Origin of the sequence: Sneathiella glossodoripedis JCM 23214, from assembly GCF_000616095.1 — a bacterium.
Lineage (GTDB): Bacteria > Pseudomonadota > Alphaproteobacteria > Sneathiellales > Sneathiellaceae > Sneathiella > Sneathiella glossodoripedis.
In genome coordinates, this window is record NZ_BAMS01000003.1 from 36,687 (window position 1) to 58,384 (window position 21,698).

The window sequence follows — 21,698 nt, forward strand, 5'->3', positions numbered from 1 at the left end:
TCTACCCCTTAAGCCGTCAGTTACTTGCGCCGGTCTTCTTCGGCAATGGTTGCGATGGTACGCGTGAGCAGTTTGATGTCACTGCGAATTTCCTGAATGACCTGATTTCGGCCATCTGCCACGTCTTCGAGCAGACGAGCCAAATACACATCCAGATTACGCAGGTGGTTCCGCGATGCCTGATCAAGGCCGCCCTGTTCCTGAACCTGAGCCATGCGTTGCAGTACCGGTTTCAGCTCCATCTGACCTTCGACAAGCTTGACCATCAGATCCTGCTCCGCCCGCATCTGGTCGGTCAGTGCAGCGAGCTTCTCACTGACACTGATCATGGCGCTTTCCCCGCTATGGCGTCGCTCTTCGTTGCGCGAGAGGGTCCGCTGGAGGGAATCGAGACTTTCCGCTGTTTGCTCCAGCAAGGCACTGACATAGGCTGGAACGCTCTGTTCGCCATCAGAAATGGCTGCGGGGCCAGCAGTGGTGAATTTGGTTACGGATGTCAGCCACTCTTCCAGATCCGTATAAAATCGGTTCTGGGACTGGGCGGCCTGCATATCCAGAAAACCCAGTATCAAAGAGCCTGACAGACCGAACAGGGAGGATGAAAAGGCAACAGCCATACCCGCCAGAGGTTTTTCCAGACCGACTTTCAGTTCATCAAAAACTTTTGAGAAATCGCTGCTGCCCACATTCAGAGTGGTGATAGCATCGCCAACAGAGCCTACGGTTTCGAGCAGGCCCCAGAAGGTTCCAAGCAGCCCCAGGAATACGAGGACATTGATCAGATAGCGTGAAATGTCCCGCCCTTCGTCCAGCCGCGCGCTGATGCTGTCGAGAATGGTGTTCATGGTAATGGCGGTCATCCGCAGCGGACCGTTGCTGTCGCGAATGATTGTTGCCAGTGGCGAGAGCAGGTTGGGACCGGACTGGAGGGAAATGCCGCTTTCATTGCGTTTGAGATTTTCTGTCCAGTCGATTTCCGCATTCAGCATGAAAACCTGACGGAAGATAAATACGATACCAAACAGCAGAACCGCGAGGATCAGACCATTGAGATACGGGTTTGCTTCAAAGGCGGACCGTGCTGGCTGAAACAGAAAAGCTGCGATGCCAGCGACGATAGCCAGAAATATGACCATTCTGATCAGGTGCCGCCGAGGTTTTTTGATCTTTGGGGCATCAAGCCCGCTATTGGTTGAAATACCGGGAAGTGTTGTCATGATTATCTGGCCACCAGTTTAAGGTCTACGCGATCGGCAGGTGAGTCATCTTCGGGCCGGCCAAGGGCCCTGACCTCGATTTTATTGTTGGGAACCCCCATTTCCATCAATTTCGAGCGGATCATGAGAGCCCGCCCGAGTGACAGTCGCCGTGCGGTGCCATTACTGCTGGCATTGGCATAGGCCACCAGTTGAATGCGATCGCTGTCGGTATTCATGGATTTGGCGATAGTTTCCAGTTTTGCCACCGCAGATGAGGGAAGTTGTGTCTCTCCCTCGTCAAAGAGGATGCGGTTGATGGTGTTGTCATCAGCTTTCGCAATTGGCTCTATGACCGGCTTTTTAGCTGCGGGTTTAGTGGTTTGCTCTTTGGGCAGGGCAGCAACCTGCATATCTTTTTCACGAGGAGCCGTTTCTTCTTTTGCGGTTTCTTTCTGCGCTTTTTCCGCAGGTTTCAACTCTGCCGGAGCAGCGGCATTTGAGGCTGTCTCCGCTGGCTTTGTGGAAGCTGCAGCGGAGGCAGGCTCTTCTTTAGGGGCTGGTTTTGGCGCTGCTGCGGGAGCGGCAGTAGTTTGTGGTTTTGCAGCCTCTTTAGGTTTTGCTGCTGATTTGGCCGGTGCTGGAGTGCTGGGCGCGGCGGCGACATTTTTCGCAGATTCCGTAGCTGTTTTTTCTGCGGCTTTTGCAGCAGTGGGGGCGGCCGGAGCGGGTGCAGGAGCGGGCGCAGGGGCCTCAGCCTTCTGTGCGGCTTTGTTCTCCTTGGGTGCCTCTGTTACAGGGGAGGGCTGTTTTTCAGCGGTTATTTTTTTAGGCTCTGGTGTTGCGGCAATCGCAGGTTTGGGTTTTGTTACCTTGGGTTTCGCTGGGGCTGGAGCCGCCTGTCTTTTGGGCTGGCTGCCCGGGGGAACCAGCTTAATGACTTCATCCCCATACCGGATTTCAGCAGGTTTGCTATAATCAACGCTCGCCTGTGGCTGGGCGGGCGTAGCACTTTTGGTAAAGGGAGACTGACGCGGATGCAGCACATATTGCTGCATGTTGTTCACGCCGTTCATATTGACCGTAACCGGTGCAGCATTTCCACCGCCGACGATAACAGTTTGTGAAAATGCCATTGGGCTGAAAGATGTAAGCGCCAGGGACAGGGCGATTGCCGATCCGATCCTCTGACGGTCAGTCGTTCGAATTCGCTGTTTATTCCGTGCCATTACTCTTACCCCCCACTTGAACCAGACTTGCGTGGTTGTCAGCTAATGCACTGATGTAATGCAGGCATCAGCATTTTCAAACAGGTTTTAGCTGAACCATTATTGAGCCGCAAACCGGGCATAAAAATGGCAGCCGAAACCATGTCCGCAAAAGAATAACTTAGCAGGGGGGATGCAACAAGTTTTTAGTGTAAATCAAGGATTTAAGAGTTTGTCCTCAGTCGCGCTTGCGGCGAGCTTTGCGCAAAACTTCCGATAATTGCTGGTTAATGTTTGAATTGGTTGCCAGAACATCGCCTTTTTCAAGGATTTTCTCTCCGCCATCGATCTGGCTGACAAATCCACCAGCTTCACGCACGATGATGATACCGGCGGCCAAGTCCCATTCAGACAGACCCCGCTCCCAATAGCCGTCATAGCGGCCCGCAGCCACATATGCCAGATCCAGAGAGGCCGCGCCAAAGCGACGAATACCTGCGGAGACGGCCATAACCTCGTTTGCTTCTTTGAGAAACTGTTCGTGGCCGGGCTTTCCAACAAAGGGAATGCCTGTTGCAAAGACACAATCGGCAAGCCTGTTGCGGTTAGAGACGCGCAGGCGGTGGTCATTGACAAAGGCGCCTTCACCGCGGCTGGCCCAGAATAACTCGTCCTTTAACGGGTCGAGAATAAGACCGGCGATAATGCTGTCGCCTTCCATCAGTGCAATCGAAATGGCAAAATGCGGCAGCCCATGCAGAAAGTTTGTCGTTCCATCAAGCGGATCGATGACCCAGTAATGACTGCCATCCTGCGCAGGAACCACACCGCCTTCTTCGAGCTTGAAGCCGAAATTGGGGCGGGCGCGGCTCAGTTCTTCGCGCAGTGTCTTTTCCGCACTCAAATCCGCGTTGCTGACGAAATCAGCGGGCCCCTTGCGAGAGACCTGAAGCTGCTCAACCTCGTTAAAGTCGCGGACGAGCTTGCGGGCAGCCTTTCGAGCGGCTGTTTCCATTACATTGATGAGTGCGGATTTGCGGGCCATGTTTTTTACCTGATTACTTGAGTTGGGGGAGCTGGCAGCGGACTATTCAGCCCGCTTTGCATATTCAGATGTTTCGGTGTTGACCACGATTTTCTCGCCGGTATTGCAAAAGGGTGGCACCATGATGCGCATCCCATTTTCCAAAATTGCAGGCTTGTAGGAAGATGCGGCGGTCTGACCTTTTACAGTCGGTTCAGTTTCGGTGATTTCGAAGGTAACATGTTCGGGCAGGAGCAGGTTCAGAGGTTCTTCTTCGTAAAATTCGATTTCCAGATCCATGCCATCTTTCAGAAAAGCGGCTTTGTCTCCGACCAGATCCTTGGAGAGGGAGACCTGCTCATAGGTTTCTGTATCCATAAAGGTCAGAAGTTCGCCATCTTCGAACAGGAATTGATAGGGTTTCTGTTCAAGGCGGGCGCGTTCCACTGTTTCAGAAGAGCGGAAGCGTTCATTCAGCTTTGTTCCATCGCGCAGGTTTTTCAGTTCCACCTGCAGATAGGCACCGCCTTTACCGGGTTGGGTGTGCTGAATTTTCACTGCGACCCACAGGCCGTTCTTGTGTTCGATCACATTGCCGGGGCGAATTGCATTGCCGTTAATCTTCATGGCTATCCATCGTCTATTCGAATATCAAAATATGGTTGGCGGAACCTATCAGCTTGCCATGGTCATATCAATGACCTTGTTTAGCTCTTTCACCGCAAGAACCGGGCCCCCTTCGTATTTCCATACGCCAGCGGATACGGCTAAAAAGTCTGCACCGCTTTTAACCAGTAGTGCGGCATTGTCAACTGTTATCCCGCCAATTGCGACCACAGGTGTCTCGGCAAGAGAGCTCCACCATTGCAGCAATTCCGGCTCAGCGGAGGTTTTTGCATCCTTCGTGCTTGTCGGGTAGAACGCGCCGAAAGCGACATAGTCAGCGCCATTTTCAGCCGCGACCATCGCCAGATGCCTGGAGTTATGGCAGGTCACGCCAACGATGGCATCATCCCCGACAATTGCGCGGGCCTCTTTATAGGGAGTGTCATCCTGTCCCACATGCACGCCATCGGCGCCAACCTCGCGGGCGATTTGAGGGTCATCGTTTACAATAAAGGCAACGCCACGATCCTGAACAGAGGGCATTAACAACTCACAGGCCCGCATGATGTCATCACGTGGCAGGTCTTTCAGACGGAGCTGAAAACAGGCAACATCGCCGCCATCGAGTGCTTTGAGAACATCGTCTTTAAAACTGGTCTCAATGCGCGGCGGAGAAATCAGATACAGGCGGGTGCGGTATTTTTCTGCTTCGGTAGCCCCGGTCATGGATAAGGTATCTCTTGTACTTAGCTGTTTTCGTCAAGCGCAGAGTAATTTCCGTCTCTGGCTTCGCTGGTCAGACGTGCACGGCGGATAAAGGCGTCCTGCGCAGCCTTTTTGTTGTCCGCTTTGCCTCCCCATGCCCGCAAGGCTGATGCCTGCAAGGCACGGCCAAAGGAATAGGTCAGCTCCCATGGGTGAGAATGGCCATCATTCATGGTGTTGAGATTAAGCGTCGCCTGAGCTTCACTCTGTCCGCCTGATAAGAAGGCGATACCAGGGACTGCCAGTGGAACCGTCTGTTCAAAACAATAAATGGTTTTCGCTGCAACCTCATCCGGGCCAGCCTGTTCCGGACAATCCATACCAGAGACAACCATGTTCGGTTTAAGCAGCATCTGCTCCAGGACCACACGTTGCTTGTAGAGCTCATCAAACACGGTTTTAAGTGTTGTTTCAGTAACCGCGTAACATTCGTCAATGGTATGATCACCATCCATAAGAACCTCAGGCTCTACTATGGGGACAATGTCCGCTTCCTGACAAAGCGCTGCGTAGCGCGCCAGGGCATGGGCATTTGTATCGATGCAATACTGGCTGGGCGCGGCATCGCCGATCCTGATAACAGCGCGCCATTTTGCAAAGCGGGCGCCGAGAGATCTGTATTCAGCCAGTCTTTCGCGCAGGCCATCCAGTCCTTCGGTTACCAACTCCCCTTCTGAAAAGGCGAGTGCTTTGGCGCCTTTGTCCACCTTGATCCCGGGGATGATTCCCTGATCGGTCAGGATTTGCGCAAGCGTAATTCCGTTGGATGCGGTTTGCCGGATGGTTTCATCATATAAAATAACACCGCTGATATAATTGGAAATTCCATCAGCGGTGAAGAGCAGTTCCCGATAGTCGCGTCTTGTTTCCTCGGTACTTTGAACACCAATGGAATCAAAGCGTTTGGTAATCGTGCCAGTACTTTCGTCAGCTGCCAGAATGCCTTTGCCTTTGGCTACGAGCTGGCTCGCAATTTGTTCCATGGAAATTTCGCTCATCGGTTCAGGCCCTTACTGGTGGTCTTCAAGTTGTTAATGCTTTTACGCCGGGTAGTTCCTTGCCTTCCATCCATTCCAGAAACGCACCGCCAGCAGTCGAAATATACGTGAATTCTTCGCTGACACCGGCATTGGCAAGCGCGGCAACCGTATCACCGCCCCCCGCTACAGTAATCAGAGCACCTGATTTGGTCAATTGGGCAGCTTCACGCGCTACGCTGAATGTACCTTCGCCGAAGGGAGAGATTTCAAAAGCGCCGAGTGGCCCGTTCCAGATCAGTGTCTTACAGGTCGCAAGTTTTTCTTTTAGTTGCGCCGCAGATTTGGCACCGATATCGAGCATCATTTCATCGCTGGCAACATCCGTGACCGGAGCGGTGCGATTTTCGGCATCAGCTTTGAATTCTTTGGCGAGAACCGCGTCTTCCTGCAGCAGGACTTCACAGCCAACCCGTTCTGCCTTGCTCAGGATTTCACGGGCCGTATCAGCCAGATCATGTTCACAAAGGGAGGCGCCGACATCAATTCCACGCGCATTCAGGAAGGTATTTGCCATACCACCACCGATGACGAGTGTATCGACTTTTTCGATCAGGTTGAAAAGAAGATCAAGTTTAGTAGAGATCTTTGCCCCACCAACAATTGCCATCACTGGACGTTTTGGAGCGCCAAGGGCCGCTTCAAGGGCACTTAATTCAGCTTCCATATTACGACCGGCATAAGCAGGCAGCAGGCGGGCCAGTGCCTCTGTTGAGGCATGAGCGCGATGAGAGCATGAAAAGGCGTCATTGACGTAAATGTCACCCAGTTTGGCAAGCTCTGCTGCAAATTCAGGATCGTTTTTTTCTTCGCCGGCGTGAAAACGCACATTTTCAAGCAATGCAACGTCACCGCCTTCAAGGGATGAGATTGTATCAGCGGCACCGCTTCCGATGCAGTCACTGGCAAAGGCGACATCCATTGCAAGTTCGGAAGCCAGCGCATTGGCGACCGGTTCCAGAGACATTTCAGGGACGATCTGACCCTTGGGGCGGCCAAAGTGACTCAAAAGCACCACTTTGGCGCCGGATTTGGAGAGTTCACGAATGGTGGGAGCCACTCTTTGAATTCGGGTAAAGTCGGAGACGTTTCCATCTTTCATGGGAACGTTTAGATCCACCCGTACCAAAACAGTTTTATCTTTTGCCTCTAAAGCATCCAGATTTTTGTACCCAGCCATTCGTATGTCTCTCCGATCAGGGGTTAGCCAAGGTTTGCCATTGCAACAGCAGTGTCGCTCATGCGGTTTGAGAAGCCCCATTCGTTGTCGTACCAGCTAAGAACGCGAACGAATGTACCTTCCACGACCTGTGTCTGAGTAACATCAAATGTGGAACTTGCCGGGTTGTGGTTGAAGTCGATGGAAACGAGAGGTTCGTCACAAACAGCAAGGACACCTTTGAGACGACCGTTTGCTGCCTCAACAATTGCAGCATTGACTTCTTCGGCAGTTGTTGCACGGCTGGCAACAAATGTCAGATCGATCATGGAGACATTCGGTGTCGGCACACGAACGGAAGTTCCGTCAAGTTTGCCAGCGAGTTCAGGCAGAACCAGGCCAACGGCCTTGGCGGCACCGGTAGATGTCGGGATGATTGACGTTGCTGCTGCACGTGCGCGGCGCAGGTCTTTGTGCAGGGTATCCAGTACCGGCTGATCGCCTGTATACGCATGGACAGTTGTCATGAAGCCATGTTCCAGACCAATCGCTTCATTGAGAACCTGCGCAACGGGTGCCAGGCAGTTTGTTGTGCAGGACGCGTTTGATACGATTTTATGTCCAGCTTCGAGCTTGTCATGGTTCACACCATAAACGACAGTCAGGTCAACTTCTGTTCCAGGAGCGGAAATCAGAACTTTTTTAGCGCCTGCATCGATATGTGCTTTTGCTTTGTCAGCATGCGTGAAAATACCTGTACATTCATAGGCGATGTCTACTTCCAGTTCGCCCCATGGCAGGTCTGCAGGGTTGCGTTCTGCAGTTACGCGAATGGCATCACCATTTACAATGATCGCATTTTCCGTTGTTTTGACATCACCAGGAAAGGGACCATGAACGCTGTCATATTTCAGCAGATGTGCGTTGGCTTCTACGGAACCCAGATCGTTGATGCCGACGACTTTCACATCTGTACGGCCGGATTCGTAAATTGACCTCAAAACATTACGGCCAATGCGACCAAACCCGTTAATTGCAACACGAACTGTCATCTTCTTTATGCTCCTATAACTCTTGCAGGAGGGGGACCCTCACTGTCCAGTAATTTATATCGCTGTATTAAAGCTGTTTTTTAGCCGCTGCGACGACGGCTTCACTTGTGATACCAAAATGCGTGTATAGCTCGTCAGCAGGTGCAGATGCGCCAAAACTGTCGAGGCCAACAAACCTTCCTTTTTCGCCAATGAATCTCTGCCAGCCAAAAGAGCAGGCAGCCTCAATCGCGACACGGGCGGTTTTTGCCCCAATAATTTCCTTGCGGTAGCTGCTATCCTGTTTCGCAAACAGTTCCCAGCAAGGGACTGAGACGACACGGGTTCCAATGCCTTCGCTTTCCAGCATTTTCTGTGCTTCCAGTGCGATGGCCACTTCCGATCCGGTAGCGAACACTGTGACCTGCGCATCGCTACTGGCGGCGGAGAGTTCATAAGCACCGCGAGCGGATTTGTTTTCCTCGCTCTGTTCAGTGCGCACTGTTGGCAATCCCTGACGGCTGAGGGAGAGGACAGACGGTGTTTTTCTGGCTTTCAGCGCGAGTTCCCAGCATTCTGCTGTTTCAACCGCATCTGCGGGGCGGAATACATTAACGTTCGGCATTGCCCGAAGTGAGGCAAGATGTTCAACCGGTTGGTGGGTTGGTCCATCTTCGCCCAGCCCGATTGAATCATGTGTCATCACATAGATGACACGCTGTTCCATCAGTGCGGAGAGGCGAATTGCAGCGCGCGCATAGTCGGTAAAGACCATGAATGTGCCGCCATAGGGGATAAATCCTTTGTGCAGAGCAATCCCGTTCATAATGGCAGCCATGCCAAATTCACGAACCCCGTAATAGACGTAGCGACCCGAGAAATCTCCTTTGCCAATGGGCAGAGTATGATCGGTCTTCGTCAGGTTGGAGCCAGTCAGATCGGCTGAGCCACCCACCGTGTTGGGGACAATTTCGTTAATGACTTTGAGCGCTTCCTGACTTGACTTACGGGTTGCCCAAGCAGGGGCATCTTCGGTCAGCTTTTTGCGGTAGTTTTTCAAAGCTTCGTCGAGTGTTGAGGGCAATTCACCTGAAAGCGATGCTTCAAATGCAGCCTTCTCGTCAGCATCAGCAGAGGCCAGCGTCTTTTCCCATTCCGCTGAAAGGCGGGCACCCTTGGTGCCAACGGTGCGCCAACGGTCAAGGATGGTTGCAGGCACTTCAAATGGCGCGTGTGGCCAGCCAAGTTCTTTGCGGGCAAGCGCGATTTCTTCGTCCCCGAGTGGTGCACCGTGAACACCGGATGTTCCTTGTTTGTTAGGTGCGCCAAAACCAATTGTTGTCTTGCAGGCAATCAGAGATGGTTTATTGGTCTTGCGGGCCGCTTCAATCGCTTTTTCGATGGCTTCAGGGTCGTGTCCATCTGCTGAGAAGGTATCCCAACCCATGGCTTCAAAACGTTTGAGCTGGTTATCAGAAACGGAAAGGTCAGTCTTGCCGTCGATGCTGATTTCATTGTCATCCCAAAGGACGATCAGTTTACCAAGACCCAGATGGCCGGCAAAGGATGCAGCTTCGTGACTGATGCCTTCCATCAGGCAGCCATCACCAGCAATAACGTAGGTGTAGTGATCCACTAGATTTTTAAAGCGTTCGCTGTGCATACGTTCGGCAAGTGCCATACCAACGGCTGTCGCCAGACCCTGACCCAGAGGGCCGGTCGTTGTTTCGATACCGGAGGCATGTCCGTATTCAGGATGTCCAGCTGTGATTGCACCCAGTTGACGGAAGTTGCGGATCTGTTCGATCGTCATATCCTTGTATCCGGTGAGATACAGAAGGGAGTACAGCAGCATGGAGCCATGACCGGCAGAAAGCACAAACCGGTCCCGATCAGGCCAGTTTGGTTTTGACGGATCAAATTTTAAAAATTTTGAGAACAGGACGGTTGCGACATCTGCCATGCCCATTGGCATGCCGGGGTGACCGGAATTTGCCTGCTGGACTGCATCCATTGATAATGCACGGATTGCATTTGCCATATCTGTGTGTTTGGAATTGACAGGCGATTTGTCTGCGCCATTTTCGCTCATATTCGACTCTTTGCTATCCACCAGCGATACTGTCTGGACCGTTTAAAACCGGGTACATTTCTGTACAGATACGGTGCCTCGTGCTGGTGCCCCAGTGGGTATCAAACGTAACCGCTCTTCAACAGGCACACACATACCGGGCGAAAGCCTTTGTGACTGTGTTTTGGGTATCAAACCCGAATGCAAGCTGTTGACGAGCACTGAAATCGGGACGGAAGATGCCGTCCAATAGTCGAGACGTCAACATCTTAGTGGTCACAAATGCGATAATTCACATAAATTCCCGTTTTGCATTTCGGTTGACGCATATTGTGTGCTGGTCTTATTGTCCGTAAGAGAAGCAAATGACGTCTTAATCAGCAATTGGGGCTATATTGGCATGAGTAAAGACGAAAATACCGAATCACGAATTGAGGCTGCATTGCAACGATTGCATAATCTGTCCACTGCGCTTAGTGAACGACCTGCGCAGACGAGTCTGATTGCGGGTGACGATCCTGTGTTGAAAGCGGAAATGGACAGTTTGCGGGTTGAAAACCAGTTGCTGCGTCAGGAATTGCTTGAGCTGACTGCGTCCTATAATGGACTCAAACAGGCAACAGATGCGGCATCGTCCCGCCTTGACAAGACCATTGCAGATATTAGCGGCATGCTGGAGCAATAGAGAATGGCAAGTGTTACGGTCAAGATAAACGGGCGCCCCTATCCGATTATTTGCGATGACGGTGAAGAAGATCACCTGCTGTATCTGTCAGAGTATGTGGACAAGAAGGTCAAAGAGCTAAGCGGTATGGCGGGAAGCGCCAACGAAGCACAGCTTCTGTTGATGGCCTCTTTGTTGATTGCCGATGATCTGTCGCAGGCCTATGAGACGATAGACGAGCTCAGAGAAGGCAAGGATGGCGCCAAGGACGCACCGGGCGGATTGTCAATTGATGGAGAAAATCTTGCAAAGCAGCTTGAAGCTATTGCAGATCGACTTGAAAAGGCTTAAGTAAACGTCGCTGTTCTGCTCGGCGCGTCAGATCTTAGATATCCTGGGGCCAATAACGAAATCCAGGGGGCTAATCCCTGACTGAACCGTGGTTCTATCACATCGGCTCCCACCTGACTTGTCAGGCCACAGAGATTTCATACGATCGACGGCTTATAGTGGTTCAGCACTTTATGATGCGAGGTGAGCTTGCAGACAATTGATGACAGAAAGCAGGCGCAGCGACGGGCAGCCCTTGAGACGCGTAACGGATTGTCGCCCGCAGAGGCGGCAGAGATGGCCGCGCAAAATTTCTGTGATGCCATTGCAGTGACCTCTTCAATGGTTGTGTCCGTCTATCTGCCCATTGGCAGCGAAATCAGAACAGGGCCGCTGTTTCGCAAACTTGAAGCAATAGGAGCGACTTGCGCGCTTCCGGTTATTCTCAAACAAGATCAGGCATTGATATTTCGGGCCTTTTCATGTGGTGACCCACTAGAGGCAGGCGGTTTTGGAACGCGGGTCCCGCTGGCAAATCGCGGGGAGCTTTTGCCCGATATTGTGGTTACGCCCCTGCTTGCATTCGATGAGCAGGGCTTCCGTATGGGATATGGCGGGGGATTTTATGACCGGACCCTCGAAAAATTGCGGCAACTCAAAACCTGCATCGCCATCGGTTATGCCTATGAAGGGCAAAGAGTGGAAGAAGTCGTGACAGATCAGCATGATCAAAGACTGGACTGTGTCATCACAGAAGAAAAAGTGAGGAAGTTTACGTGAGAGTTCTGTATTGCGGTGATGTGGTTGGTCGCTCTGGCAGAGAAGTTGTCATGGAGCAGGTGCCTTTGCTGCGAAAATCCATGGCGCTGGATTTTGTTGTGGTAAATGGTGAAAATGCGGCGTCCGGATTTGGGATTACGGAAAAAATCTGTGAGGGTTTTTTTGAGGCCGGTGTTGATTGTATCGTTTTGGGTAATCACAGCTTCGATCAGAAAGAGATCATGACATTCATGGCCGAGGACAAACGGATTGTCCGGCCGGTCAATTATCCTGAGGGAACACCAGGACGCGGCGCCGCGGTTTATAAAACGCCGGCGGGCAAGACAATCTTGATTGTGCAGGTGATGGGGCGTGTGTTCATGGACCCGCTGGATGATCCCTTTAGCGGTGTCGACAGAATGCTCAATTCTGGCAAGCTGGGTCAGAAATACGATTTTATTCTGGTTGATATTCACGCGGAAGCGACGTCAGAGAAAATGGCCATGGGGCATTATTGCGACGGCAGGGCCACAGCCGTTGTGGGGAGCCATCAGCATGTGCCGACAGCGGATGCGATGATCCTTCCCGGCGGCACTGCTTATCAGACGGATGCAGGCATGTGCGGGGATTACAATTCGGTCATCGGTATGGATAAAGAAGAGCCCTTGCGCCGCTTTACCAAAAAAATTTCGTCAAGCCGCTTTAACCCTGCGCTGGGGCCGGGAACATTATGCGGTATTTTTATTGAAAGTGACGACAATACTGGCCTTGCGAAGCGGATTGAGCCTGTGCGGGTCGGGGGGCGTTTGCATCAAACCCGAACAAAATTACAATAAATTTTATCTAAATTAGTATATCTTGTTTGTATTTTTTTAACGGTACTGACCTATAAAATTCTTAAACCTATAGTATTATGTACTCCACCGGAGAGAATTTTGCCCCAGTCAGGCTCACATTATGAAGTCCTCGGTCGGCAGTCCAGTTCCTGGACTGTGCAACGTGTCTGCGACGATAAGCAAAGTGCAATCGATAGCGCATCCAGCCTTTTTAAAGAATTATCCCTGAAAGCTGTGAAGGTTCTGGAAGTGTCCTATGAGGGCGAGGAGCCGGGGTTCAAGGATAAGGAAGTGTATTTTGACGGGGAGCGTAACCCGCCAAAAATCTGGCAATTCAGACATTGAGCTGATTCAACCCATCTGCAAACAGGCATCAGATCTGTACCGACTGCGATCCCGACGGGCGATGTATAATCTGTTAAAGAACCCGCTCGGTGGCTGGAGGATATTGCCGCTTGAACTTTTATATCATGCCGAGAATTTGCAACGCCTGAATGATGCAGGGCAGATTTTGCAAGGGGCTGTACAAAAAGTTGCCATTTCACAGATTCCCAAAACCGGCCAAAAAGTAAATGAGCGAGTGCTTGAGCTGTATTCCTATGTAAATGAGGTGCTCAAAGAGCTGAAAAATCAGCGTCAGAAAGATGATTTCATTATCATTGAGGATGACAATCTTGAGGAGCTGTTTGAAGCGGCGAAAGAGACAAAAGATATAGAAGGCGCCTTTATGACCGCCTTTTGCCGCTACCTTCACCCCCTGAAATCGCTGGATGAGAAATTTGAAAAAATTCTGCAGCTTATCGAGGATAATGATGATCCGGATGTGTTGGGTTTTTTGGACAAATTTCTGGCCGATTTCCTGCACGGAACTGATCGCGTCAAGACTTTGACAGGCGACAGTGAAAATCTTGGTGAGGGGATATTGCGTATTCTGGATGTGGCGCTGGGTGAAGCGAAGCCGACCGCAGATAGCCATCCCAAATTACCGCGGATTGTTGAGCTGCTCAAACGGCGGCAGTTAGCGCAGACGCAACAGGCTTTGGTTCACAAAGTGACAACCACCATCAAGGGGAATGCCTCTTTTGTTCGAAATGACCCGTTCAAGAGCGTTATGTATCATAAACGGATACTGGAACGGATGACGCTTAAAGATGGCTCTCACATCGGTGGGCAGGAAATCGCTGATGCGCTTAAAGTCAGGTGCGAGCGGCTGACCGGCAGTACCAGCATCGCGGAGTTTCTGGCGGGTTTTGATGAGCCGCTGGATCGGGTGGACCGACTTGCCGATATCGCGTCAGGCTAATCGGTAACGCCAATATGCGGACAATCGCCAATTACATACTGCCGATAATCGAGGCGCCTTATAGTGTGCAGCAGATAATTGATAGCGGTGCGGACAATGTGCTGACTTTAAAGAAGCTGTCGTCTTTACAGCGGAAAATTCGCCGGGCGGGATTTCAGGATTTCTTCGCGAGCCGAATGGCACTGCAACTGGATGAAATTGGCTTGCAGATTTATGAGGGAAAAGGTCTGGAGGGGCAATTTGTTCGGGATGTGCCAAACCAGATAGAACGAGGTTTGCAGCTTCTGCGTCTGGTAATGGAGGGCGCATTCAGTGAGCCCGAAGTGACAAACCGACTGCGTGCCTTTGCCAAATCATCCATTATGTCGGTGGATTTCATGGCGGCACTAAAGGAGCAGGCAGGCGGTGGGGCTGGAAATGCCAGTGTGCTGAAAGAATTCACAGAGCTGTTGCAACGGACAAGAATAGACAGATAGCTCACTTCCTGTTAGTCAAAGCGTTTAACATTCAATTAATTTGCCGGATTGTCATTCAGGGCTTGGGCAAGCGTTAACTATGCGCTAAATATGGTGCTGGATCGTTTTGTAGCGCTGATCTTTCCCTGTTTGGGAAAGCCGGTGACGAGGAGGGGCGCGAGTTGCCCCAGTGTTTAAGAGAAGACTATGGCTGGACATTCACAGTTTAAGAACATTATGCACCGCAAGGGTGCGCAGGATAAAAAAAGAGCGAAGATTTTCGCCAAGCATATTCGCGAGCTGACAGTTGCGGCGAAAACTGGATTGCCTGATCCGGATATGAACCCTCGCTTGAGAACTGCTATCGCAGCAGCGCGATCAGACAATATGCCCAAAGACAATATCGACCGGGCAATCAAGCGGGCCGCAGGTGATACAGAAGGCGGCAATTATGACGAAATCCGTTATGAGGGATATGGCCCCGGCGGCGTTGCAATGATTGTGGAAGCGCTGACAGATAACAAAAACCGGACAGCTGCTGAGGTGAGAGCCGCGTTTTCAAAATCCGGCGGATCGCTGGCGGAAACGGGTGCTGTTGGGTTCATGTTTGATCAGGTCGGCCAGATCATCTACACCGCAGAAGAAATTGAAGCGGATGCAATTTTTGAAGCGGCGCTGGAAGCCGGTGCGGAAAATGTAGAAAGTAGCGATGATGCTCACGAGATCACTTGCTCACGCGAGGATTTTAACGATGTGCAGAGCTCACTTGAAGAACAGTTTGGCACTCCGCAGGAAGCCGGTATCGTCTGGAAGCCAAATGTGACGGTAGAAGTTGAGACCGAGGACAAGGCCTCATCCGTTTTCAAGCTGGTGGACGCGCTTGAAGATAATGATGATGTGCAGCGGGTATTCGCCAATTTTGATATTCCAGATGATGTGATGGAAAAACTGGGCGATTAAGAGAGTAAAGGGTAGCCAGGATGCGTTTGTTGGGCCTGGATCCCGGGCTGAGAAATACGGGTTGGGGCATAATTGAGGCGGAGGGAAATTCTCTTCGCCATCTTGCCAATGGTGCCATAACGTCGGATGCATCCCTCGATCTGTCAAAGCGGTTGGTTCAGCTATATGAAGGGTTGGAGAAGGTCATTGGTGACTGGCAACCTGATGAGGCGGCTGTTGAAGAGACGTTCGTCAATAAAAACCCGGTTTCTACCCTGAAGCTTGGGCAGGCGCGCGGGGTTTCGTTGCTGGTACCGGCGCTTCATAACCTGCCGGTTACAGAATATGCACCCAATAAAATCAAGAAATCTGTTGTTGGTGCAGGGCATGCGGGCAAAGAACAAATCCATGTTATGGTTGGCATGCTGCTGCCCAAATGCAAAATCAGTAATGAGCATGCCGCTGATGCGCTGGCCGTTGCGATTTGTCACGCCCATTATGCAGGATCCAATCGGGCTTTAAAGGGGGCCACATTTATGGCCGGGGGGTCTCATTGATTGCAAAACTGAGCGGAATACTCGACAGTGCCGGAGAAGACTGGTTCATTCTGGATGTGGGCGGTGTGGGGTATTTGATATATGCCTCGGCACGGATGCTGAGAAATCTGCCAGCGACAGGGGAGGCCGTCTCCGTTCAGGTTGAGACCCATGTGCGCGAAGATCATATTCACCTTTATGGTTTTCAGACGTCTTCAGAGAAAGCCTGGTTCACACTTTTGCAGACCGTACAGGGCGTAGGTGCCAAAGTCGCCCTGGCCATTCTGTCCATTTATTCTGGAGAGGAACTGACACAGATCGTTGCGTCGGCCGATAAGACCGCGCTCACCCGTGTCAGCGGGATCGGCCCCAAGGTTGCCGGGCGGATCACAGCGGAGCTTAAAGACAAGGTTGCCAAAATGGATCTGGGAGCGGCTGCCTTTACCGAGGGTGCCGCAAAGAGTAGCGCGAAAGCACAGGCATCCCCAAATCATGGAGCAGCCGGGGATGCGGTGTCCGCACTTGTGAATTTGGGATATAATCGCGCTGATGCTTTTGGGGCCGTTGCGACGGCGGGACGAAAGCTGGGAGCAGAGGCAACGGTTGAGCAGTTGATTACTGAAGGCCTTAAGGAGCTGGCCGCATGACAGAAGACAGACTTGTATCGTCGTTGCAGCAGGATCTGGATGATAACGAGCGTCATTTGCGCCCTCAGGTCTTGGGTGATTTCATCGGGCAGCGACAGGTGCGTGAAAATCTGAACGTTTTTATTCAGGCTGCGAAAGCGCGTGGGGATGCGTTGGATCATGTTATGTTTTTCGGACCACCGGGCTTGGTAAGACGACCCTATCGCAGATTGTTGCGCGCGAACTTGGCGTGAATTTCAGGGCGACCGCGGGGCCTGTGATCACCAAGGCGGGTGATCTTGCAGCCTTGCTCACAAATCTTGAAGAAAATGATGTTCTGTTTATTGATGAAATTCATCGTCTGTCACCGGCGGTAGAAGAAATTCTATACCCGGCGATGGAGGATTTTCATCTTGATCTGATCATCGGGGAGGGACCAGCGGCGAGATCCGTGCGGATCGATCTGCCCCCCTTTACTCTGGTTGGGGCGACAACACGTTCGGGGTTAATCACAACACCACTTCGCGAACGCTTTGGTATTCCGCTTCGGATGAATTTCTATGAGCCGGACGAATTACAACTGATTGTCTCTCGCGGTGCGCGCGTGCTGGGATTCGAGCTTAGTGAAGACGGTGCGGCAGAAATTGCGCGGCGTAGCCGTGGCACGCCAAGGGTGGCAGGAAGGTTGCTTCGGCGGGTTCGGGATTTTTCCGCGGTAGAAGGCCATGCGGTGGTTACAGCGCGTGAAGCGGACAGGGCGCTTAACCGTCTGGAAGTGGATGCGCGGGGGTTGGATGCCATGGATCGGCGCTATCTTCGCAAAATTGCCGAGGATTTTTCAGGCGGGCCTGTCGGAGTGGAGACGCTTTCAGCATCCCTGTCAGAGCCACGCGACGCCATTGAGGATATTATCGAGCCCTATCTTATTCAGCAGGGGTTGTTGCAACGGACGCCGCGCGGGCGCTTGCTCACCAAAGCGGCATTTGATCATCTGGGCCTTTTCTTTCCCAAGGAAATTTCCCGGCAACTGGATATGATGAAAGGGTTGCCGGGTGACGAATAAGCAGCACATGCTGGGTCACTTTGATGTGACCGAAGAGGGCGAGACTTGCCATGTTTTTCCTGTGCAGATTTATTGGGAAGATACGGACGCGGGCGGAATTGTTTATCACGCCAATTATCTGAAATTTACGGAACGTGCGCGAAGTGATCTGCTGCGCGGGATCGGCATTGATCAGCCGAAAATGATGACGGAGCATGGTCAGAATTTTGTGGTTCGCGATAGTGCGATCGAATTTTTAAAACCCGCCCATCTGGACGAGACCCTTCGGGTTCGCACAACTTTGCTGGAGCTCAAATCCGCTTCCTTGCGATTGCAGCAGGATATCTTCAGAGGGGAAGAGTTGCTGATAAAAAGCAGGGTGCGTGTCGCGTGCTTGCAGAAAAACGGACGACCTGCCCGTTTTTTGCCTCAAATCAAAGATAGTTTTGCCTCACTAGTGAACAGGTCAGGAGCAACGGTGTAAGAATGGAAGAAAACGCAGTAACTGTTGGTGGACAACTGGGAGCCTTAAGTCACGATTTGTCGATGTTTGATCTCTTCCTGCAGGCGGACATTGTTGTACAGCTTGTTATGATCACGCTTATTCTGGCGTCATTCTGGAGCTGGGCCATTATTATCGACAAAATCATTCGCTTCCGGCGCGTAACTGCTGATTCAGATGATTTCGAGCAGGATTTCTGGTCGGGTGGCAATCTTGAAGATTTGTACAAGCGTGTTGGCTCTAGCCCGGACAACCCGCTTGCAATGCTGTTTTCGACAGCCATGCGCGAGTGGCTAAGATCAACTGAAAACGGCATTGATGTTCACGCTCACACCGGTTTGCAGGCCCGCATTCATCAGGTGATGCGCGTTGCCATTGATCGTGAGGTCGAGCGTTTGGAAAAATATATGGGGTTTTTGGCGACAGTGGGTTCAACGGCCACGTTTTTGGGGCTGTTTGGAACTGTCTGGGGGATCATGAACAGTTTCCAGGCGATTGCCGCGACCAAAGACACCAGCCTGGCTGTCGTTGCCCCGGGTATTGCTGAGGCACTGTTTGCGACCGCATTGGGGCTGGTCGCTGCTATTCCGGCTGTGATTGCCTATAACAAGTTCACCAATGATCTGCAGCGGATCATTACCCGCCTTGAAGGATTTGCAGGCGAATTTTCCGCGATCCTGTCCCGGCAACTGGACCTTGGGTAATCGTCATGAATAGCAACGATTACAACGCTTTTACGGGTAAGGGCCGCAAGCGGCGTCATCAGTCCATGTCGGAAATCAATGTGACGCCATTTGTCGATGTGATGCTGGTGCTGTTGATTGTGTTTATGGTGACAGCGCCGCTTTTGACGGTCGGTGTGCCACTGGAACTGCCCGAGACAAAATCCAAAACCGTACAGGGAAATGACGAACCGCTTGTTATCAGTGTGGATCGCGAGGGGCGTGTTTATCTGGAAGATGTTGAGATTGGTGTTGATGGACTTGTTGAGAAATTACAAGCCGTAACGGGAGCCAAGCAGGACCAGCGCATTTTTGTGCGCGGTGACAGGGATGTCAATTATGGCCGGGTGTTGCAGGTTATGGGGGAAATCCATGACGCCGGCTTTACCCGTGTTGCAATGGTTTCCGCAGGCTTGCCGAAATATACGCCAAAAGAGCAGAGCAAATAGGCAGGAAGCAGTTTGCACATGAAGGTTTCCGCGCTCATATCAGCAGCCATACATCTGATCATAATGATCCTGATGTATACCGGTTTGCCAATTTTCAGGGATCCTGAGATCCTTGAAGAGAGCACCATCATTGAAGTTGATATTGTCGAGATCGCGGATATCACCAATCTTCCGAAACCTGCGCCTGAGCCTGAAGAAGAGAAAAAACCGGAGCCTGAACCGGAACCCAAGCCAGAGCCAAAGCCAGAGCCAGAGCCTAAACCGGAGCCCGCGCCAACACCACCAGAGCCGCCCAAGCCAGAGCCAGCCCCGACACCACCGCCGCCACCAGAGCCCGAACCTGAACCAGAGCCTGAACCTGCTCCGGAGCCAGAACCGGAACCGGAGCCAGCTCCAAAAGTAGAGGATAAGCCAAGTGAGGTCCCAACGCCGCGCTTGAAGCCAAAACCCAAACCTGCACCCAAGCCGGAGCCAAAGCCGGAGAAGAAGGTTGTAGAAAAGCCCAAGAAAGAAGAGAAAAAATTCGACTTGAGCCGGATTTCCGCGCTGTTGGACAAGAAAAAGAAGGAAGCTGCACCAAAGGCGCCTGAGCAGAGTGACACAAAAAAGTCTCAATCTGCTGAGAAAGTGCCGAACTCGTCGACCAGAGGGGGGGATTTGTCGCTTCCTTTGAGCTTGAGTGAAAAAGATGCGTTCAAGCGTCAGGTTCAGAAATGCTGGAACCCGCCAACGGGCAGTGTCAATGCAGAGGATCTGATTGTGACGGTGAAAATCGAATTGAACCGTGAAGGTAAGGTGCAGGGGACACCCGAGGTCATAAGGCCAACATCCTTCAGGACACGGTTTGAAAAAATTGCGGCTGAGAGTGCGGTTCGGGCAGTGCTGCAGTGTCAGTCCTACAGCTTGCCGATTGACAAATATGATCGTTGGCGCGAGATAACATTAAACTTTGATCCAAGGGAGATGTTTGGACAATGAAACGACGGATAAGCGATCTGGCCATGACTGCAAGATTTTGGGTTATGGCAGTTCTTCTGGTGGTGATGGCGACAGGCCCCGCCAGATCCGAGCTTGTTATCGATATTACGCAAGGCAATATTCAGCCGCTTCCGATTGCAATTACCAATTTCTATAGCGAAACAGAGGTTGCAACCATTGTCGGGCAGAAAATTTCCGATGTCATTCGGGCCGATCTTGAGCGGTCAGGCTTGTTCAAGCCCATAAATCCGAAGGCCTTTCTTGAAAAAACATCTGACATTAACGCTATTCCCGTCTTTTCGAACTGGCGAAAAATTGATGCGCAAGGCTTGGCTATTGGGCGTGTTCAGGCATTGCCAGATGGACAGATCAAAGTGCAATTTCGCTTGTATGATGTGTTTTCAGAGCAGTATCTCACCGGACAGGAGCTTACTGCGCAACCAACCAATTGGCGCCGGATTGCTCACAAAGTTGCGGATGCGATCTATAAAAGGCTGACGGGCGAGGATGGATATTTTGATACCAGAATTGTTTATGTGTCCGAAAGTGGGCCTGCAAATCGCCGGGTCAAACGTCTTGCCATCATGGATCAGGATGGGGAGCGTCACCAGTTTTTGACCAATGGGGATAATCTTGTTCTAACGCCCCGCTTTTCTCCCAGTCAGCAGGAAATTACGTATCTGTCTTATTTCAATAGAAAGCCGCGGGTTTATCTTTTGAATATTGATACTAACCAGCAGGAAGTGCTGGGAGAGTTTCCGGGAATGACATTTGCACCCAGATTTTCACCATCAGGCAATCAGGTGGTGATGAGCATGGCGGAAAATGGCAATTCGGATATTTATCTGATGGATTTGCGAACCCGAGCCATCAAACGCTTGACCAAGCACCCGGGCATTGACACGGCGCCTTCCTTTTCCCCGGATGGCACACAGATCACGTTTGAATCTGATCGAGGGGGGCGACAGCAGCTTTATGTCATGAATTCTGATGGGAGTAACCCCAAGCGGATCAGCTTCGGACGTGGCAATTATGGCACACCTGTGTGGTCACCACGGGGGGATCTGATCGCGTTCACCAAGCTGACGGGAGGCAAGTTTTCTATTGGCGTTATGCGCACGGATGGCTCACAAGAGCGGATTTTGACCGAAGGTTTTCATAATGAGGGGCCATCATGGGCGCCTAATGGACGTGTTCTTGTGTTTTTCAGGCAAATTCCGGGCAAAGGAAAAAATGCACAGGACAAAGTTCGCTTGTGGTCTATAGACTTAACAGGCTATAACGAAAGAGAAGTGCTTACTCCAAGAGATGGTTCCGATCCGGCGTGGTCGCCCTTGATTCTGGATTAGAGCAAACGTATAGTGGTACAAATTTTTTCGGGGGGTTTATCCAGTTTAGCAGCATCCAATACGACTGTATTGACATGACTTTACCAGATATACCCAAAAATATGAATTTCC

At 51.5% G+C, this 21,698-nt stretch carries 24 protein-coding genes and 1 pseudogene; 16 read left to right on the top strand and 9 right to left on the bottom strand.

Annotation, left to right across the window (positions count from 1 at the left end):
• Positions 1 to 20: 20 nt before the first annotated feature.
• The 9 genes from JCM23214_RS12410 to tkt form a co-directional block, all read right to left on the bottom strand.
• A complete protein-coding gene (locus JCM23214_RS12410; protein WP_051548162.1) occupies positions 21 to 1,217 on the bottom strand; it encodes a MotA/TolQ/ExbB proton channel family protein in 1,197 nt (398 codons plus the stop codon).
• A gap of 2 nt (positions 1,218 to 1,219) precedes the next feature.
• The gene (locus JCM23214_RS22570; protein ID WP_025899219.1) at positions 1,220 to 2,425 is read right to left on the bottom strand and encodes an OmpA family protein; all 1,206 of its coding nucleotides are present in this window, start codon (positions 2,423 to 2,425) and stop codon (positions 1,220 to 1,222) included.
• Between the two features lie 217 nt (positions 2,426 to 2,642).
• Positions 2,643 to 3,449: an inositol monophosphatase family protein gene (locus JCM23214_RS12420; RefSeq protein ID WP_025899220.1), complete on the bottom strand. Its 807-nt coding sequence runs from the start codon at positions 3,447 to 3,449 to the stop codon at positions 2,643 to 2,645.
• A gap of 42 nt (positions 3,450 to 3,491) precedes the next feature.
• Positions 3,492 to 4,055 carry an elongation factor P gene (gene efp / locus JCM23214_RS12425; RefSeq protein ID WP_025899221.1) on the bottom strand — a complete coding sequence of 188 codons (564 nt, stop codon included), beginning with the start codon at positions 4,053 to 4,055 and terminating at the stop codon, positions 3,492 to 3,494.
• A 48-nt stretch (positions 4,056 to 4,103) separates the two neighbouring features.
• Complete coding sequence (gene thiE, locus JCM23214_RS12430) at positions 4,104 to 4,760, bottom strand: thiamine phosphate synthase (RefSeq protein WP_025899222.1); 657 nt, start codon at positions 4,758 to 4,760, stop codon at positions 4,104 to 4,106.
• A gap of 20 nt (positions 4,761 to 4,780) precedes the next feature.
• Entirely contained in the window at positions 4,781 to 5,797 is a 1,017-nt protein-coding gene (locus JCM23214_RS12435; RefSeq protein WP_025899223.1) for a class I fructose-bisphosphate aldolase, read from the bottom strand.
• A gap of 25 nt (positions 5,798 to 5,822) precedes the next feature.
• A complete protein-coding gene (locus JCM23214_RS12440; protein ID WP_025899224.1) occupies positions 5,823 to 7,016 on the bottom strand; it encodes a phosphoglycerate kinase in 1,194 nt (397 codons plus the stop codon).
• A gap of 23 nt (positions 7,017 to 7,039) precedes the next feature.
• A complete protein-coding gene (gene gap, locus JCM23214_RS12445) occupies positions 7,040 to 8,047 on the bottom strand; it encodes a type I glyceraldehyde-3-phosphate dehydrogenase (protein ID WP_025899225.1) in 1,008 nt (335 codons plus the stop codon).
• 67 nt (positions 8,048 to 8,114) lie between these two features.
• Entirely contained in the window at positions 8,115 to 10,118 is a 2,004-nt protein-coding gene (tkt, locus tag JCM23214_RS12450; protein WP_025899226.1) for a transketolase, read from the bottom strand.
• A gap of 379 nt (positions 10,119 to 10,497) precedes the next feature.
• Between tkt and JCM23214_RS12455 the strand changes: the two genes are divergently transcribed.
• From JCM23214_RS12455 to tolB, 16 genes and pseudogenes are all read left to right on the top strand, one after another.
• Entirely contained in the window at positions 10,498 to 10,782 is a 285-nt protein-coding gene (locus JCM23214_RS12455; RefSeq protein ID WP_025899227.1) for a hypothetical protein, read from the top strand.
• A 3-nt stretch (positions 10,783 to 10,785) separates the two neighbouring features.
• Positions 10,786 to 11,112: a cell division protein ZapA gene (locus tag JCM23214_RS12460; RefSeq protein ID WP_025899228.1), complete on the top strand. Its 327-nt coding sequence runs from the start codon at positions 10,786 to 10,788 to the stop codon at positions 11,110 to 11,112.
• A 189-nt stretch (positions 11,113 to 11,301) separates the two neighbouring features.
• The gene (locus tag JCM23214_RS12465) at positions 11,302 to 11,871 is read left to right on the top strand and encodes a 5-formyltetrahydrofolate cyclo-ligase (RefSeq protein ID WP_037493581.1); all 570 of its coding nucleotides are present in this window, start codon (positions 11,302 to 11,304) and stop codon (positions 11,869 to 11,871) included.
• The gene (locus JCM23214_RS12470) at positions 11,868 to 12,686 is read left to right on the top strand and encodes a TIGR00282 family metallophosphoesterase (protein ID WP_025899230.1); all 819 of its coding nucleotides are present in this window, start codon (positions 11,868 to 11,870) and stop codon (positions 12,684 to 12,686) included. Before JCM23214_RS12465 ends, JCM23214_RS12470 begins: the two co-directional genes overlap by 4 nt.
• Before the next feature lie 99 nt (positions 12,687 to 12,785).
• Positions 12,786 to 13,031 (top strand): hypothetical protein, encoded by a 246-nt coding sequence (locus JCM23214_RS12475; RefSeq protein WP_025899231.1) that lies wholly within the window; start codon positions 12,786 to 12,788, stop codon positions 13,029 to 13,031.
• Positions 12,985 to 13,989 carry a hypothetical protein gene (locus JCM23214_RS12480; protein ID WP_148301878.1) on the top strand — a complete coding sequence of 335 codons (1,005 nt, stop codon included), beginning with the start codon at positions 12,985 to 12,987 and terminating at the stop codon, positions 13,987 to 13,989. The genes JCM23214_RS12475 and JCM23214_RS12480 overlap by 47 nt, the downstream gene beginning before the upstream one ends.
• Positions 13,990 to 14,003: 14 nt before the next feature.
• Entirely contained in the window at positions 14,004 to 14,465 is a 462-nt protein-coding gene (locus JCM23214_RS12485; protein WP_025899233.1) for a hypothetical protein, read from the top strand.
• A 186-nt stretch (positions 14,466 to 14,651) separates the two neighbouring features.
• Positions 14,652 to 15,404 (top strand): YebC/PmpR family DNA-binding transcriptional regulator, encoded by a 753-nt coding sequence (locus JCM23214_RS12490; protein WP_025899234.1) that lies wholly within the window; start codon positions 14,652 to 14,654, stop codon positions 15,402 to 15,404.
• Positions 15,405 to 15,424: 20 nt separating this feature from the next.
• On the top strand, positions 15,425 to 15,940 hold the full coding sequence (gene ruvC / locus JCM23214_RS12495; protein ID WP_025899235.1) for a crossover junction endodeoxyribonuclease RuvC: 516 nt from the start codon (positions 15,425 to 15,427) through the stop codon (positions 15,938 to 15,940).
• Complete coding sequence (ruvA, locus tag JCM23214_RS12500) at positions 15,937 to 16,566, top strand: Holliday junction branch migration protein RuvA (protein ID WP_025899236.1); 630 nt, start codon at positions 15,937 to 15,939, stop codon at positions 16,564 to 16,566. Before ruvC ends, ruvA begins: the two co-directional genes overlap by 4 nt.
• Positions 16,563 to 17,608 (top strand): annotated as a pseudogene (gene ruvB, locus JCM23214_RS20625) (Holliday junction branch migration DNA helicase RuvB). Before ruvA ends, ruvB begins: the two are co-directional and overlap by 4 nt.
• Positions 17,598 to 18,071, top strand: coding sequence for a tol-pal system-associated acyl-CoA thioesterase (ybgC, locus tag JCM23214_RS12510; RefSeq protein ID WP_025899237.1), 474 nt, complete (start codon positions 17,598 to 17,600; stop codon positions 18,069 to 18,071). Before ruvB ends, ybgC begins: the two are co-directional and overlap by 11 nt.
• A 2-nt stretch (positions 18,072 to 18,073) precedes the next feature.
• Positions 18,074 to 18,793 carry a protein TolQ gene (gene tolQ, locus JCM23214_RS12515; RefSeq protein WP_025899238.1) on the top strand — a complete coding sequence of 240 codons (720 nt, stop codon included), beginning with the start codon at positions 18,074 to 18,076 and terminating at the stop codon, positions 18,791 to 18,793.
• Positions 18,794 to 18,798: 5 nt separating this feature from the next.
• Positions 18,799 to 19,260 (top strand): protein TolR, encoded by a 462-nt coding sequence (gene tolR, locus JCM23214_RS12520; protein WP_025899239.1) that lies wholly within the window; start codon positions 18,799 to 18,801, stop codon positions 19,258 to 19,260.
• Between the two features lie 18 nt (positions 19,261 to 19,278).
• Positions 19,279 to 20,238 carry a cell envelope integrity protein TolA gene (gene tolA, locus JCM23214_RS12525; protein ID WP_025899240.1) on the top strand — a complete coding sequence of 320 codons (960 nt, stop codon included), beginning with the start codon at positions 19,279 to 19,281 and terminating at the stop codon, positions 20,236 to 20,238.
• The gene (tolB, locus tag JCM23214_RS12530; RefSeq protein WP_025899241.1) at positions 20,235 to 21,587 is read left to right on the top strand and encodes a Tol-Pal system beta propeller repeat protein TolB; all 1,353 of its coding nucleotides are present in this window, start codon (positions 20,235 to 20,237) and stop codon (positions 21,585 to 21,587) included. Before tolA ends, tolB begins: the two co-directional genes overlap by 4 nt.
• Positions 21,588 to 21,698 lie beyond the last annotated feature (111 nt).